A 16,127-nucleotide genomic window follows, 5' to 3' on the forward strand; every position below is an offset into this window, starting at 1 on the left:
GGAGTAGTCGGCCAGGGGTTCGGTGGCCCGGCTTGTCAGCGGGAGCCGGGCAGCACCGGTCCGGCCCAGGCGGGGACGTCGAGGATCTCCACCACGGCACCCGCGACGCTCACCCCCGGCGCGATGCCCACCATCAGGACGTGGTCGCCGGGGGCCAGCTGGCCGGTGCCCAGCATGTTCGCCAGCGACGCCACCTGGTCGCTGGCGCCGAGGTGACCCAGGCCGCGGCCGAAGTCCCAGTTCGACTTCTCCAGCGGGATGCCCAGCATCGCCAGCAGGCCCTCTTCGACGTACTTGCGCGAGCCGTGGTTGTAGGCGATGCGGCTGACGCCGTCGAGCCCGATGCCGGCCTCGGCCAGCACGCGGTCGATCAGCTCGGAGCGCGTCTTGAGCAGGTTGAGGCCGCTGTGCAGCATCGTGTCGCGGTTCTCGAAGCCGAAGAAGTCGATGCGCTCGGCGAAGTCCATGAACCGGCCGATCGTGGCGCCCGGCGGGAACATCGGCTCGTCGCCGCGGTGCATGCCCTCCAGCTCGGGCACGGTGATCGAGCTGGCCGACTTGAGCCGCGCGAACGACGGCGTGCTGCTCAGCACCACCGCGGTCGCGCCGTCGCCGATGACGAAGTCCGGGCGCAGGCAGCGCCAGCGGTTGACCAGCGGGGACGTCGAGTTGTCCGACGCGACCGTCATCGCGGTCCCGCCGCCCCGCGCCATCAGGTACGTCGAGGCCAGTTCCAGGGCGCCGAACATGCCGTTGCAGCCCTGGCGCAGCTGCGCGGCGAGCAGGTCCCCGCCCACGAGGTGGCGCTGGACCCAGAACTGCGGGAACCAGCCGTCCGGGCCCGAGTGGTAGTTGTCGGCGTAGAGCAGCACGTCCAGCGACTCCGGGTCGACGCCCGCGCGGGCCACCGCCTGCTGCCCGGCCCAGAGCGCCATGTCCGGGGCCGGGGTCTCCCCCGCGCAGGCCGCGCCGGTCAGCCCGGTCGTCTCGGCGTCCTCGGCGGTCAGCCACCCCTGCTCGACCGCGAACCCGATGCCGGTCGTCTCCGGCACGTAGGTCCCGATCCCGCTGAGGTAGACGTCCTCGAGCTTCACTGCGCCTCCACTTTCGCTCCGAGCCACGCCTCGACGGCGTCGGCCGCACGGCGTTCGCCGCCGGCCCGCGCGACCTGCTCGCTCATCCACCGGACCCGCTCGGCCACGACGGGATCGGACGCGGTCTCCGTGACGGCGTCCAGCAGTTCCTCTTCGGTGACCCCGGTCCGGGACACGACGCGGCCCAGCCGCAGCTCTTCGATCCGCTCGGCGGTCACGACCTGGTCGGTCTGCGACGGTGTCACCACCATCGGGACGCCGTAGTGCAGCCCTTCCATCGCGCTGCCCATCCCGCCGTGGGTGACGAAGACCTTCGCGTGCGGCAGCAGCGCCGCGTGCGCGACGAACGGGTGCGCCTCGACGTTGTCCGGCAGCGGCCCCAGCTCGGCCGGGTCGACCCAGCGGCCGAGCGTCAGCACGACGTGCCACGGCTGCCCGGTGAAGGCGCGCACGCACTTGCGGAAGAAGCCGACCTGTTCCTTGCTGCGCGAAGTGCCCAGCGAGATCAGCACGACCGGCAGGCCGTCCGCGGGCCGCGTCCACTCGCCCGGCGCGACCGTCCGGTCGAAGCAGGGTCCGATGAACGCGAAGCGGTCGTCGAAGGTTTCACCGCGGACCTGGAACGCCTTCGGCATGTACACGAGGTTGTAGCCGAATTCGCCGCCGAAGCCGTCGATGTCCACATCGGACAGGCCGTGTTCGGCGAGCAGGTTCTTGGCCTGTTCCACGAACGCCAGCAGGTCGGGGTCCGTGAGGTCCGGCGGCGCGCCGGGGGCCGCGGCGGCGTCTTGGGCGGCGTTCATCCGGAAGTGCTCGTTGGAGGCGAACTCCGGGCAGCTCTGCACCGTGGGCACGCCCCACTTGCGCGCCAGCAGCCGCGCCGTCTCGGACGCCGCGAGGTCGTGCACGACCAGGTCCGGCGGGTCGTCGGCGAACCGGCGCGCGGCCGCCGCGAGCGGGGCCAGGCCCTCCCCCATGAACGCCAGCATGGCGCGCAGCGCGTAACCGTCGGAAGCGGGGTCGCCCAGTCCGGTGGACCACGGGAACGTCGAGGTGTAGGGCAGCACTTCGGCGCCGGTCGCGGCGACCTTCCCGGCGAACTCGCCGACCACGGCGAAGGTGACCCGGTGGCCGCGGCGCACCAGCTCGGCGACGATCGGGAGGACCGGCGCGACGTGTGCGTAAGCGGGGAAGCTGAAGACCGCGATGTGCCTGCTCACGACGGCATCGTCCGGTACCGGCGAGGGCCGGGTGAACCGGCTACCACGCAAGTTCTGGCCATTTCCCCCAAAGCCGGGTTGGAACGTTTCGCCGCGGCGACGACTAGGGGCTTCCACAGATTTCTCCGGCGCGACCGGCCCGCGGCGCACGTGCTCCCTATCCTGCAGACGACCGCAACGAGGGGATCTCAGGAAGTCGTTGGAAAGCAACGAAAACGGCGTTGCCGAAGGAAATAGTTCCGGTCGACGTGCGACCTCTGGGGAAGGACCTTCATGAAGACCAGCGTTGACGACCTCGCCCTGTTCGGTGGCCCGATGGCCTTCGAGAAGACCCTGGTGGTGGGCAAGCCGAGCACCGGCGACCGGGCCAGGTTCTACGAGCGGCTCGAGGTGGCCCTCGACAGCGGCCGGCTCACCAGCGGCGGCCCGCTGGTCAAGGAGTTCGAGGCCCGGATCGCCGAGCACACCGGTGCCCGGCACTGCGTCGCGACCTGCAACGGCACGCTCGCCCTCGAGGTGATGGCCCAGGCGGCCGGGCTCACCGGCGAGGTCATCATGCCGTCGATGACCTACGTCGCGACCGCGCACGCGATGCGCTACCTCGGTCTGACGCCGGTCTTCTGCGACCTGGACCCGGCCACCGGCTGCATCGACCCGGAGCAGGTCGAGTCGTTGATCACCGACCGCACGACCGGGCTGATCGGCGTGCACCTGTGGGGACAGCCGGCGGCCGTCCAGGAGCTGGAGAAGATCGCCGAGCTGCACGACCTCACCCTCTTCTTCGACGCCGCGCACGGCATCGGCTGCACCTCGGGCACCCAGCCCCTCGGCGGCTTCGGCCAGGCCGAGATGTTCAGCTTCCACGCGGCCAAGGTCGTCACCACCTTCGAAGGCGGCGCCATCGTCACCAACGACGACGAGTTCGCCCAGCGCGCCCGCTACACCCACAACTTCGGCTGGGGCGAAGAGCACGTCACGGAGTTCGCCGGCACCAACGCCAAGATGAGCGAGGCGTCCGCGGCCATGGGCCTGACGTCGCTCGACGCGCTCCCGGCCACGATCGCCGCCAACCGCGCCCACTACGAGCAGTACGCCGCGGAGCTGGCCGGGATCCCGGGCCTGGAGATGCACCGCTACGACGAAGAGAACCGCAACAGCTACCAGTACAACGTCGTCAAGGTCGACGAGGAGGAGTGCGGCCTCGCGCGCGACACGATCCTCGAGCTGCTGCGCGCGGACAACGTGCTGGCGCAGCGCTACTTCTCGCCGTGCGTGCACGAGTGCGAGCCATACCGGACCGAGCGCCCGGTCTCGCTGCCGGCCACCGACGCCTTCTCCCGGCGGGTGCTGACGCTGCCGACGGGCCCGTCGGTGACCAGCGAGCAGGTGGGCGAGGTCGCGGCCCTGGTGAAGTTCGCCGTCGAGCACGCTCCGGAGATCCGCCGCCGCCTGGCCTGAACGCCGTCGTGGGTGAGAAACAGCGTGCTAACCCTGTTTCTCACCCACGACGAGCTTTTCCAGGTCCGCCACCAGCTCGTGCGGGGCCGGCAGGGCGGTGGCCAGCTCGCGCAGGCGTTCGGCGCCGGCCCGGAACCCCGGCTCGCCGACCAGCCGCGCCACCGCGGTCCGCAGCTCTTCGGCCGTGAAGCCGTCGTGGGTGAACAACAGTCCCGCACCCTCCTCGACCAGGCGCCGGGCGCGCAGGAGGTGGTCGGCGATCGGGGTGGTCACGGTCAGCTGGGGTACGCCCGCCACCAAAGCCGCGCCGTAGCTGCCGAAGCCGCCGTGGTGGACGATCGCCGCGCAGCTCGGGAGCACCGTGTGCAGGGCCACCGACTCGACGACCCGGACGTTCTCCGGGACCTCGTCCAATGCCTTCCGTTGCGCGGGCACGAGGGCCGCCACCACTTCGATGTCCAAAGAGGACAGTGCGGCCAGGATCTCCGGGATCGAGACGTAGTCGCCGCCGAACGCGTCCGTGTTGGACGAACCGAGCGTCAGGCACACCCGGGGCCGCGACGGCGGCTCGCGCAGCCAGTCCCAGACCACCGCCCGGCCGTTGTACGGTATGTGCCGCACCGGCAGCCGCCGGACGCCGGACCGCGCGCCCAGGGACTCCGGCAGCGGGTCGATCGTCGCCTGGCCCGTGACGAGCTCCTCGTCGAACTCGACGCCGTACGGCCGGGCCGTCAGCTCCAGCCAGTCGTACAACGGGTCTTCCTGCTCCTCGACGGGCTGCCGCGCCATCACGTCCAGGAACGTCCGCCGCATCGCGCACCAGACGTCGGCCCAGCACAGCTGCCGGACGTGCGCGGCGCCGCAGGCCTTCGCCGCGATCGCGCCGGCGTAGGTCAGCGCGTCCCAGACGACCAGGTCCGGCTGCCACGACACCGCGTGCGCGACCAGGTCGCCGACCATCTCGTCGTTGTAGATGGCGAACCCCGCCCACACCGTGAAGGTGTAGCGCTGGTGGAGGGCCTCCCAGGTGTGCGACGCCGGGTCGGTGTCGTTCCAGTTCGCGATCTCGGCTTCCTGGGCGTCGCGGTTCTGCTTCATCCCCTCGTGCATCGTGTTGTCCACGCCGACCGGGACGGCGGTCAGCCCGGTGCCGGTGATGACGTCGGTGAACGCGGGCGAGCTCGCCACGCGGACCTCGTGCCCGGCCGCGACGAGCGCCCAGGCCGTGGGGACCATGCAGTACAGGTGCGACTTCTCGTCCAGCGTCACGAACAACACGCGCACGGGGGTGCCTTTCAGTGCCGTGGGGAAAGCCGGCCCGCGAGCCGCGAGGAGATCAGCTGCAGGACCTCGGGCTGGTGGTCGGCGAGGAAGAAGTGCCCGCCGCGGTAGACCTGCAGCTCGAACTCGCCGTCGGTGAGCTCCTGCCAGGCCCGCGCCTCCTCGAGCGTGGTCTTCGGGTCGGCGTCCCCGGTGAGCACGGTGATCGGCGTGCTCAGCTTCGGACCGGGCTGCCGGACGTAGGTCTCGGCGGCCTTGTAGTCGTTGCGGATGGCCGGCAGCGCCATCCGCAGGATCTCCTCGTCGCCGAGGACGGCCGCGTTCGTGCCGCCGAGCTTGCGGACCTCGGCGATGACGCCGTCGTCGTCGAGCAGGTGCACGGACTCGTCGCGACGGCAGGACGGCGCCCGCCGCCCGGAGGCGAACAGGTGCAGCGGCACCAGCCCGGCCCGCTCCAGCCGGGTGGCGACCTCGAACGACAGCGTCGCGCCCATGCTGTGGCCGAACAGCGCGAACGGCCGCCGGGCCCGGTCGGCCAGCACCTCGGCGAGCCGGTCCGCGAGCACCGGCAGGCTGTCGATCCCCGGTTCCAGCCGCCGATCCTGCCGACCGGGGTACTGCACGGCGAAGACCTCGACCGACCGGCCGAGCCCCGCGGACACCGGGAAGTAGAAGCTGGCCGAGCCGCCCGCGTGCGGCAGGCAGAACAGCTGCACGGCGCCGCTCTCCGCCTCGTGGTAGCGCCGCAGCCACAGTTCCGGGTCAGTCATGCGTGAGCTCCGTCCTCAGCGTGGTGCCGAGCCAGCCGCGCACCGTCTCCGCGGTGGTGGCGGCGTGGTCCTCGACCATGGTGAAGTGGTTGCCGGGCACGTCGACGACGGTGTCGGCCGTGTCCCAGTGCGTCTGCCATTCCTCGGGGGCCAGCGACCCGTCGGCGACCGGCGGCTCGGACGAGCGGACCAGCAGCACGGGCGCGGAGAGCTTCGCGGGCGACCAGCCGCCCATCAGCCGGAAGTACCAGCTCATCGCGGACAGCCGGGCGACGTCCATCGGCGCGAACAGCTCCTCGCGGTCGAACATGCCGCCCAGCAGCTCGTCGCGGAACCGCTCCAGCGGCGAGTCCTCGCGCGGCAGATAGCTGTCGAGCAGCACGACGGCCAGCGGCGGCGTGCCCCGCTCTTCGAGGAGTTCGGCGGCGGCGTGCGCGAGCATCCCGCCCGAGGACGACCCGAGCAGCACGAACGGCTCGCCGCCGGCGGCGTCCAGCACCGAGGCCGCCTGCACTTCGGCGACCGCGCGGACGGACGTCGGCAGCGCCTCGCCCTTGACGAACCCGGGCGTCGGCAGGGCGTACACGTCCCGCTCGCCGCGGAACGGCGAAGCGAACCGCGCGTACTGGTGCACCCCGGCCAGCGCGACGTACGAGCTGAAGCAGATCAGCTTCGGCGTGTGCTCCCCCGCCGCCAGCTTCACCGAACCCGGCCGCTCGGCCAGGTCGGCGGCCGAGTCGAAGGTGGGCCGCAGCAGGGCCGCGTTCTGCAGCAGCTCGAAGCCCTCCTTCATCTTTCCCAGTTCGCAAGCCGTCCGGAACAACGCACCCAGCGTCTCGCCGGAGTCCACAGTGGACTTCTGCGGCACCGCCTCGGTGACGGCCAGCTCCGCTCGCAGGTGCGCGGCGAGATCGGCGGGTGCCGGGAAGTCGAAGACGAGCGTCGGCGGCAGCCGCAGGCCGGTGCTCGCGCCGAGGGCGTTGCGCAGCTCGACCGCGGTCAGCGAGTCGAACCCGGCGACGAGGAAGCCGACGTCCGGGCGCACGGCGTCGGGGCCGGTGTGGCCCAGCACCGCCGCCGCGGTCGAGCGGACGAGCTCCAGCAGCACCGATTCCTGCTCCGGCCCGGACTTCCCGGCCAGCGCCCGGCGCACGGCGTCCACACCGGACCCGGCTTCGGCGGCCGTCGAAGCCCGCCTGGCCGGCGCCCGGACCAGTCCCTTGAGGACGGACGCGACCTGGTCGCCGACGCCGGCGAGGTCCAGCTTCGCCGGGACCAGCGCGGGCTCGGCGAGGGCGGTGGCGGCGTCGAACAGGGCCAGCCCCTGCTCGACCGGCAGCGCCCGGACGCCGCCGCGCGACATCCGCTTCCGGTCGGCGGAATCCAGCGACGCGCTCATCCCGGTGTCCCACAGCCCCCAGGCCAGCGCCTGGGCGGGCAGGCCGCGGGCGGCCCGGTGGGCGGCGAGCGCGTCGAGGAAGGCGTTCGCCGCGGCGTAGTTGCCCTGCCCCGGCGCGCCGAAGGTGGCCGACACCGAGGAGAAGAGCACGAACGCCGAGAGGTTCCGGCCGGCGGTCAGCTCGTGCAGGTGCCAGGCGGCGTCGACCTTGGGCCGCAGCACGGTGTCGAGCCGGTCCGGGGTGAGCGAAGAGAGGACGCCGTCGTCGAGGACGCCCGCCGCGTGCACGACGGCGGCGAGGTCGGGGACGCCGGCCAGCAGCTCGGCGAGCGCGGCCCGGTCCGCGGTGTCGCACGCGGCGAGCCGGACGTCGGCGCCGAGGGCGGTCAGCTCGTCCCGCAGCCCGGTCGCCCCGGCCGCGGACCGGCTGGCCAGCACGAGCCGCCGCACGTCGTGCGCGGTGACCAGGTGCCGGGCCAGCACGCGGCCCAGGCTGCCGGTGGCGCCGGTGAGCAGCACGGTGCCGTCCGGCCCGAACGGCCGTTTGCCCGTGGCGGACGCCGTCGTGGCACGGGTCAGCCGGGCGGCGAGCAGGGCACCTTCCCGGACGGCGAGCTGCGGCTCGTCGGTCCCGGCGGCGGCGAGCAGCGCGGCGGCGGACTCTTCGTGGTCGTCGACGTCGACCAGGACGACCCGGCCGGGGTTCTCCGACTGCGCCGAGCGGACCAGGCCCCAGACCGGCGCGCAGGCCAGGTCGGTGACCTCGTCGCCGGGGGCGGCGGCCACCGCGCCACGGGTCAGCACGACCAGGCGCGTCGCGGCGAACCGCTCGTCGGCGAGCCAGGCGTGCAGCAGGGCCAGCGCGTCGTGGGCGGCCGCCCGGGCGGCGTCCGGACCGGGACCCGCCGTGCACACGGCCAGTACCGCTTCGGGCACGGCCATGCCGAGGCCGACCGCGCCGCCGAGCGCATCGAGGTCCACATAGGACTCCAGGGTGACGCCCGCCGCGTCGAGCACCGGCCCGACCTTGAGCTCGTCTTCCCCGACGACGGCCCACCGCCGGGGTCCGGCCTCGACCGGCGACGGCGTGACCGGCTGCCAGTCGAGCCGGAACAGCGAGTCGTGCGCCTTGCGGACGGGCCGCGCCGCCTCCGCGGTGAGGGGGCGCAGTACCAGCCCGTCGACCGACGCCACCGGGCGTCCGGCCGGGTCGGCGAGGCGCACCCGCACCGTGTCGTGGCCGTTCGGGGTCACCGTGACCCGGACCGCGGTGGCGCCGCTCGCGTGCAGCGTCACCCCGCTCCAGGAGAACGGCAGGTAGTTCCGGCCCGCCCATTCGGCGGCGGTGCCGAGCACGTGCAGCGACGCGTCCAGCAGCGCCGGGTGCAGGCCGAACCGGGCCGCGTCGGCGTGCTCCCCGGGGCGCAGCGCCACCTCGGCGTGCACCTCGTCGCCGAGCCGCCAGGCGGCACGCAGGCCCTGGAACGCCGGGCCGTAGCCGAACCCGGTCTCCGGGCCGCCGTCGTAGAGGCCGTCGAGGGCCAGGGGTTCGGCGCCGGCGGGCGGCCATTCCGGCACGTCTTCGGGGACCGCGGCACCGGCGGTCAGGCGGCCGCCGGCGTGCCGCGTCCAGGGTTCGTCCGCTTCGAGTCGCGAGTGGACAGTCACCGGGTACGTGCCCCGCTCGTCCGGCGCACCGACGGCGACCTGCAGGTCGACGCCTTCGCGGGGCAGCGGCAGCGGGGTCTCGATGACCAGCTCCTCGATGCCGCCCGCGCCGACGTGCTCCCCCGCGCGCAGGACCAGCTCGACGAACCCCGTGCCGGGGAACAGCGTGCGGCCGGCGACGACGTGGTCGGCGAGCCAGGGGTGGGTGCGCGGCGAGATCCGGCCGGTGCACACGACGGCGCCGAGCCCGGCCACCGTCACCGACGCGCCCAGCAGCGGGTGGTCCGGGCGGTCGAGGCCCGCCATCGTGACGTCACCCGCGGCCGCCAGGGAGTACTCGGGCCAGAACCGCTCGTGCTGGAAAGCGTAGGTCGGCAGGGCTGCCGGGTCGCCGGTGCCGCCGAGGACCGCGCGCCAGTCCACTGTGGATCCACGCACGTGCAGGTTCGCGAGTGCGGTCAGCAGCTCCCGTGGCTCGTCGCGGTCCTTCCGCATCAGGGCGGTGACGAGCGCGTCGCCGTCGAGGCAGGTCGCGGCCATCGCGGTGAGCACGCCGTCCGGGCCCAGCTCGGCGAACCGGGTCACGCCCAGCCCGGCGAGGGTGGTGACGGCGTCGGCGAACCGGACCGTGCCGCGGGCCTGGCGCAGCCAGTACTCCGGCGAGGTCAGGTCGGTCGCGAGCTCGCCGGTGAGCGTCGAGACGACCGGGATCGTCGGCGGGGCGAAGGTGACGCCGTGCAGGACGCGGCCGAACTCCGCGAGCATCCCGTCCATCTCCGGCGAGTGGAAGGCGTGCGAGACGCGCAGCCGCCGGGTCCTGCGGGCCGTCCAGTGCCGCTCGACTTCGAGGACACCGTCCTCGGGACCGGAGACCACGACGGACGCGGGCCCGTTGACCGCGGCCAGCTCGACCCCGGCCGGCAGGGTCGGGAGGACCTCGGCCTCGGTGGCTTCGACGGCGAGCATGGCACCACCGGCGGGCAGGGCCTGCATCAACCGGCCCCGCGCGGCGACGACCGTGCAGGCGTCGGGCAGCGACCAGACGCCCGCGACGTGCGCGGCGGCCAGTTCGCCGATGGAGTGCCCGGCCAGCCGGTCGGGGCGGACGCCCCAGGAGTCCAGGAGCCGGGCCAGCGCCACTTCGACCGCGAACAGCGCGGGCTGGGTGTACTCGGTCCGGTCGAGCAGCCCGGGTTCGGTGTCGACGACCTCGAGGAGCGGCCGGCCGAGGTGCCTGTCGAACTCCGCGCACACTTCGGCGAAGGCGTCGGCGAACACCGGGAACTCGCGGCGCAGCCCGGCGCCCATGGCGAGCCGCTGCGCGCCCTGGCCGGTGAATAGGAACGCGGTCGCGCCCTCGGCACGCACGCCGGTGGTGACGCCGGGCGCGGGCTGATCGGCGGCCACGGCGGCGAGTCCGCGCACCAGTTCCTCGCGGTCCTCGCCGACCACGACCGCGCGGTGGGCGAACGCCGTGCGGGTGGCCAGCGCCGTGCCGATCTCGGCGGGCTCGCGGTCCGCGGCGTGGCTCAGCAGCCGTTCCGCCTGCGCCCGCACCGCTTCCGGCGTGTGCCCCGACACGGTCCAGGCCGTCAGTGCACTGCCACTTTCACGGGAAAGCGGCGCTTCGGGGGCGGCCTCGATGATGACGTGGGCGTTGGTTCCGCTCACGCCGAACGACGAGACCCCGGCGCGGCGCACCCGGTCGTCCGGCCACGGCACGGGCTCGGACAGCAGCCGCACGGCCCCCTCGGACCAGTCCACATGGGACGAAGGAGTACCGGCGTGGAGCGTCCGGGGCAGCAGGCCGTTCCGGAGGGCCAGCACCATCTTCATGACCCCGGCGACGCCCGCCGCGGCCTGGGTGTGGCCCACGTTCGACTTGATCGAGCCCAGCCACAGGGGCCGCTCGCGGTCCTGGCCGTAGGTGGCGATCAGCGCCTGGGCCTCGATCGGGTCGCCCAGCGTCGTGCCGGTCCCGTGCGCCTCGACGGCGTCCACATCGGACGGTGCGAGGCCCGCGTTCGCCAGGGCCGCCCGGATCACCCGCTGCTGGGACGGGCCGTTCGGGGCGGTGAGGCCGTTCGATGCGCCGTCCTGGTTGACCGCGGAACCCCGCACGATCGCGAGCACCGGGTGCCCGAGGCGGCGCGCGTCGGACAGCCGTTCCAGGACGAGCATCCCGGAGCCTTCGCCCCAGCCGGTGCCGTCGGCGTCGTCGGAGAAGGCGCGGCACCGGCCGTCGGGGGACAGCCCGCGCTGCCGGCTGAACTCGACGAACGAGCCAGGCGTCGAAAGCACCGTGACGCCGCCGGCGAGGACGAGCGAGCACTCCCCCGCGCGCAGGGACTGGATCGCCCAGTGCATCGCGACCAAAGAGGACGAACACGCGGTGTCCACGGTGACCGCCGGGCCCTCGAACCCGAGCGCGTAGGAGATCCGGCCCGAGAGCACGGAAGCGGCGTTGCCGGTGCCGAGATAGCCTTCCGCGCTCTTCGGCGACAGCGCGAGCAGCGCGGAGTAGTCCTGGCCGTTGGTCCCGGCGAACACGCCGACCGGCTCGCCGCGCAGCGTCTCCGGGTCGATCCCGGCGCGTTCCAAAGCCTCCCAGGACGTCTCGAGCAGCAGCCGCTGCTGCGGGTCCATGGCGAGGGCCTCGCGGGGTGAGATCCCGAAGAAGGCGGGGTCGAACAGCGCGGCGTCGTCGAGGAAACCGCCTTCGCGGGCGTAGGACGTGCCTTCGCTGTCCGGGTCCGGGTCGTAGAGCGCGTCGAGGTCCCAGCCACGATCAGCCGGGAAGCCACCGATCGCGTCGCGGCCTTCGGCGAGCAGCGCCCACAGTTCGTCCGGGCTGTGGACGCCGCCGGGGAACCGGCAGGCCATCGAGACGATCGCGATCGGCTCGTCGTCGGTCCGGGCCGCGACGCGCACCGACGCCGGACCCGCGTCGCCGGTCAGGTGCGCGGCCAGGGCCTTCGGTGTCGCGTAGTCGTAGATGAGCGTGGCGGGCAACCGCTGCCCGGTCGCCGCGGCCACCCGGTTGCGCAGTTCCACGGCGGTCAGCGAATCGAAGCCGAGGTCCTTGAACGCCCGGTCCGGGTCGACGGCGGCCGCGTTCGCGTAACCGAGGACCTGGGCCACGGCGGTGCGGACGACGTCGAGCGGGTCGGCCGGCCGCTCGGCGACCGGCGCGGCGGCGGGCCGCGGCGGGACGAGCCCGGCGAACACGGGCGGCAGGGCCGGGGCCGCGCGGAGCACGTCGAAGTCGAACCGGATCGGCAGCACCGCGGGCTCTCCCGCGCGGCAGGCCACGTCGAACAGCCGCAGAGCCTCCGCAGTGGACAGCGGGATCATGCCCGTGGCGCCCATCCGGCGGCGATCGCGGTCGGCGAGGGCCCCGGTCATCCCGCTGGCCTGTTCCCACAGTCCCCAGCCGAGCGCGAGCGCCGGCCGGCCGTGGTCGCGGCGGTGGCGGGCGAGCGCGTCGAGCCAGACGTTGGCCGCGGCGTAGTTCGCCTGCCCGGCCGGGCCGAGCGTGCCGGAGATCGAGGAGAACACGACGAACGCGGTCAGGTCGGCCCCGGCGGTCAGCTCGTGCAGGTTCGTGACGGCGTCGACCTTCGGCCGCAGCACGACGTCCAGGCGCTCGGGGGTCAGCGCGGAGACGACACCGTCGTCGAGGACGCCGGCCGCGTGGACGACGCCGGTCAGCGGCCGGTCGGCGGGGATGCTCGCCAGCAGTGCGGCCAGCGCGTCGCGGTCGGCGGCGTCGCAGGCCGCGACGACCGGTTCCGCGCCGAGCTCGGCCAGCTCCGCGCACAGCTCGGCGGCACCGTCGGCGTCCGGGCCGCGACGGCCGGCCAGGAGCAGGTGGCGCACGCCGTGCCGGGCCACGAGGTGGCGGGCGACCTGCGCGCCGAGGGTCCCGGTGCCGCCGGTGACCAGCACGGTCCCGGCCGGGCCGAAGGTCGCCGAAGGGCCCGGCGCCGGAGCGGGTTTCACCAGGCGCGCCGCGCGGATCTCGCCGTCGCGCAGCAGGAACTGGGGTTCGCCGGTGGCGAGGGCGGCGGGCAGCAGCCGCGCCGCGGCCGGGTCGTCGACGTCGGCGAGCACGAACCGGCCGGGGTTCTCCGCCGCGGCCGAGCGCAGCAGCCCCCACACCGGGGCCTGCGCGAGGTCCGAAACGCCCTCGGCGACGGCGGCATCGCAGGTCAGCACCACCAGGGTGCGCCCGGCGAACCGCTCGTCGGCGAGCCAGAAGCGGACGAGCCGCAGCGCGCGGCGCGTCGCTTCGCCCGGGGTGTCGGCCTCGGAGCGGGAGACGAACGGGGCGACCAGGACGTCCGGCAGCGCGCCCGCTTCGGCGAGGGCGTCGAGGTCGGGGTGGCAGGCGAGCGCGCGCAGCTCGCCGAGCAGGGCCGAAGCGAACTCGCGGTGCCCGGAGCCGAGCACGGCCCAGGACGCCGGCCCGGGTTCCCCGGCCGGGACCGGCACCCAGTCGAGCTTGAGCAGCGCGTCCCGGGTCGCACCGCCCACCGGCTGGGGCAGCTCGGGCCAGTACGTCTCGCGCTGGAAGGCGTAGGTCGGCAGCTCGCACGCCCGCACGCCGGTGCCGGCGAACACCTTGCCCCAGTCGGCCCGGGCACCGTGGACGTACCCGCTCGCGACGGCGGTCAGTGCGGTCCGGACGTCGTCGCGGTCCTTGCGCAGCAGTGCGGAGACCACCGCGCCGGGCAGGCACTCCTCGGTCATCGCGGCGAGCACGCCGTGCGGGCCCAGCTCCAGGAACCGGCCGGTCCCGAGGTCGGCGAGCGCGGCGACGGCGGTGGCGAACCGGACCGGCTCCCGGACCTGGCGCACCCAGTGGCCCGGCGTGGCCAGTTCGTCGGTGCCGGGCTTCCCGGTCACCGTCGACACGATCGGCAGCCGCGGCCGGGCGTAGGTGATCCGCGCCGCGACCTGCGCGAACGCGTCGAGCATCGGGTCCATCAGCGGGGAGTGGAAGGCGTGGGACACGGTGAGCTGCCGGGTCCGGCGGCCGAGTGCGGCGAAGTGCCGCTCGATCTCCCGCGCGTCCTTTTCGCCGCCGGACACGACGACCGAGTCCGGGCCGTTGACCGCGGCCAGGGAGACGGCGTCGGAGAGCAGCGGCGTCACCTCGTCCTCGGTGGCCTGGATCGCGACCATCGCCCCGCCGCGCGGGAGGTCCTGCATCAACCGCCCGCGAGCGGCGACCAGCTCGGCGGCGTCGGCGAGGGAGAAGACGCCCGCGACGTGCGCGGCGGCCAGTTCGCCGATCGAGTGCCCGGCGAGGTGGTCGGGCGTCACGCCCCAGGACTCCAGCAGCCGGAACAGGGCGACCTCGACCGCGAACAACGCGGGCTGGGTGTACGCCGTCTCGTCGAGGTCCTCGCCGGACCGGATGACCGTCGCCAGTGGACGGTCGAGGTGCCGGTCGAACTCCGCGCAGATCTCGTCGAAAGCCTGGGCGTACGCCGGGAAACGCTCGTACAGCCCGAGGCCCATGCCGGCCCGCTGCGCGCCCTGGCCGGTGAACAGGAACGCGGTCAGCCCCTCGGTGACCACGCCGCGGACGAGGCCGGGCGCTTCGCCGCCGTTCGCGAGTGCGCGGACGCCGTCGGCCAGCTCGGCCGCGTCGCCGACCACGACGGCGCGGTGCTCGAACGCCGAGCGGGTCGTCGCGAGCGCAAGCCCGATCGCGGCCGGATCACCGTGAACCAGCCGTGCGGCCTGCGCGCGCAGAGCCGCCTCCGACCGTCCCGAAAGGACCCACGGCACGACGGCCGGCGAAGCCGGTTCCGGCGCGGTTTCTTCGGCGGGAGGTGCGGCCAGGAGCACGTGCGCGTTGGTGCCGCTGACCCCGAACGCCGAGACCCCCGCGTGGCGCACGCGTCCTTCGTCCGGCCACGGGACGGGCTCGGTCAGCACGCGGACGTCGCCGGCCGACCAGTCCACCTTGGCCGACGGCCGGTCGACGTGCAGAGTCTTGGGCAGGACGCCGTTGCGCAGCGCGAGGGCCATCTTGATCACCCCGGCCACCCCGGCGGCGGCCTGGGTGTGCCCGAGGTTGGACTTGACCGAGCCGAGCCACAGCGGCCGTCCGGCCGGCCGGTGCTCGCCGTAGGTGGCCAGGAGCGCCTGGGCTTCGATCGGGTCACCGAGCGAGGTGCCGGTGCCGTGCGCCTCGACGGCGTCCACATCGGACGGAGACAGTCCGGCGTCGGCGAGCGCGGCCCGGATGACCCGTTGCTGCGAAGGGCCGTTCGGGGCGGTGAGGCCGTTCGACGCGCCGTCGGAGTTGATCGCCGAGCCCGCGACGATGGCGAGCACCGGGTGCCCGTGGCGCCGGGCGTCGGCCAGCCGTTCCAGCAGCACGACACCGGCGCCTTCGCCCCAGCCGGTGCCGTCGGCGCCGTCGGCGAACGCCTTGCACCGGCCGTCCGCGGCCAGCCCCTGCTGGCGGCTGAAGCCGATGAACGCGCCGGGCGTCGTCATGACCGTGACGCCACCGGCGAGCGCGAGGTCGCACTCCCCCTCGCGCAGGGCGTGCGCCGCCCAGTGCAGGGCGACCAGCGAGGACGAGCAGGCGGTGTCGACGGTGACGGCCGGACCCTCCAGCCCGAGCGCGTAGGAGATCCGTCCGGAAAGGACACTCGCCGCGTTGCCCGTGCTTTCGTAGCCGTCGCCGACGCCGGGCGCGAGGCTGAGCAACCCCGGGTAGTCCTGGCCGTTGGTCCCGGCGAACACGCCGACCGGCTCGCCGCGCAGGGAAAGCGGGTCGATCCCGGCCCGTTCCAGGGCTTCCCACGACGTCTCCAGCAGCAGCCGCTGTTGCGGGTCCATCGCCAGGGCTTCACGCGGCGAGATGCCGAAGAAGGTCGCGTCGAACGCACCGGCGTCGCGGACGAACCCGCCCTGGCGGACGTAGCTCGTGCCCGGGTGTGCCGGGTCGGGGTGGTAGACGGCGTCGACGTCCCAGCCGCGGTCTTCGGGGAAGTCGGTCATCGTGTCGGTGCCCGTTTCGAGGACCCGCCACAGGTCTTCGGGCGTCTCGACGCCGCCGGGGAACCGGCAGGCCATCGCCACGATCGCGACCGGCTCGGGCGCGGCCGATTCGGCCACGCGCAGCCGTTCCCGGGTCTCGTGCAGGTCGGCGGTGACCTTGCGCAGGTAGCCGAGCAGCTTCTCTTCGTTCACTTCGCACCCCCTCCGCGCG

Annotated in this window: 5 protein-coding genes and 1 pseudogene; 1 reads left to right on the forward strand and 5 read right to left on the reverse strand. The window is 73.9% G+C overall.

Going from position 1 to position 16,127, the window contains the following annotated elements:
• Nucleotides 1–35: 35 nt before the first annotated feature.
• On the reverse strand, nucleotides 36–1,094 hold the full coding sequence (locus ACWEN0_RS36565; protein WP_451984124.1) for a ketoacyl-ACP synthase III family protein: 1,059 nt from the start codon (nucleotides 1,092–1,094) through the stop codon (nucleotides 36–38).
• On the reverse strand, nucleotides 1,091–2,314 hold the full coding sequence (locus ACWEN0_RS36570) for a macrolide family glycosyltransferase (protein WP_451984126.1): 1,224 nt from the start codon (nucleotides 2,312–2,314) through the stop codon (nucleotides 1,091–1,093). Before ACWEN0_RS36570 ends, ACWEN0_RS36565 begins: the two co-directional genes overlap by 4 nt.
• A gap of 273 nt (nucleotides 2,315–2,587) precedes the next feature.
• Here ACWEN0_RS36570 and ACWEN0_RS36575 point away from each other — a divergent pair, with 273 nt between their 5' ends.
• A complete protein-coding gene (locus ACWEN0_RS36575) occupies nucleotides 2,588–3,772 on the forward strand; it encodes an aminotransferase class I/II-fold pyridoxal phosphate-dependent enzyme (protein ID WP_451984128.1) in 1,185 nt (394 codons plus the stop codon).
• Nucleotides 3,773–3,799: 27 nt separating this feature from the next.
• Here ACWEN0_RS36575 and ACWEN0_RS36580 read toward each other — a convergent pair whose 3' ends face one another.
• From ACWEN0_RS36580 to ACWEN0_RS36590, 3 genes and pseudogenes are all read right to left on the reverse strand, one after another.
• Complete coding sequence (locus ACWEN0_RS36580) at nucleotides 3,800–5,056, reverse strand: activator-dependent family glycosyltransferase (RefSeq protein WP_451984130.1); 1,257 nt, start codon at nucleotides 5,054–5,056, stop codon at nucleotides 3,800–3,802.
• 11 nt (nucleotides 5,057–5,067) lie between these two features.
• Nucleotides 5,068–5,823 (reverse strand): thioesterase II family protein, encoded by a 756-nt coding sequence (locus ACWEN0_RS36585; RefSeq protein WP_451984132.1) that lies wholly within the window; start codon nucleotides 5,821–5,823, stop codon nucleotides 5,068–5,070.
• Nucleotides 5,816–16,102 (reverse strand): annotated as a pseudogene (locus tag ACWEN0_RS36590) (type I polyketide synthase); the annotation flags it as partial. The pseudogene ACWEN0_RS36590 and the gene ACWEN0_RS36585, both read right to left, overlap by 8 nt.
• Nucleotides 16,103–16,127 lie beyond the last annotated feature (25 nt).

It is taken from the genome of Amycolatopsis sp. NPDC004378, from assembly GCF_053602455.1.

What these genes read in the sequence shown, in the direction of transcription:
- ACWEN0_RS36575 (WP_451984128.1), top strand. Translation starts at nt 2,588, where the DNA reads ATGAAGACCAGCGTTGACGACCTCGCCCTGTTCGGTGGCCCGATGGCC.
- ACWEN0_RS36585 (WP_451984132.1), bottom strand. Translation starts at nt 5,823, where the DNA reads ATGACTGACCCGGAACTGTGGCTGCGGCGCTACCACGAGGCGGAGAGC.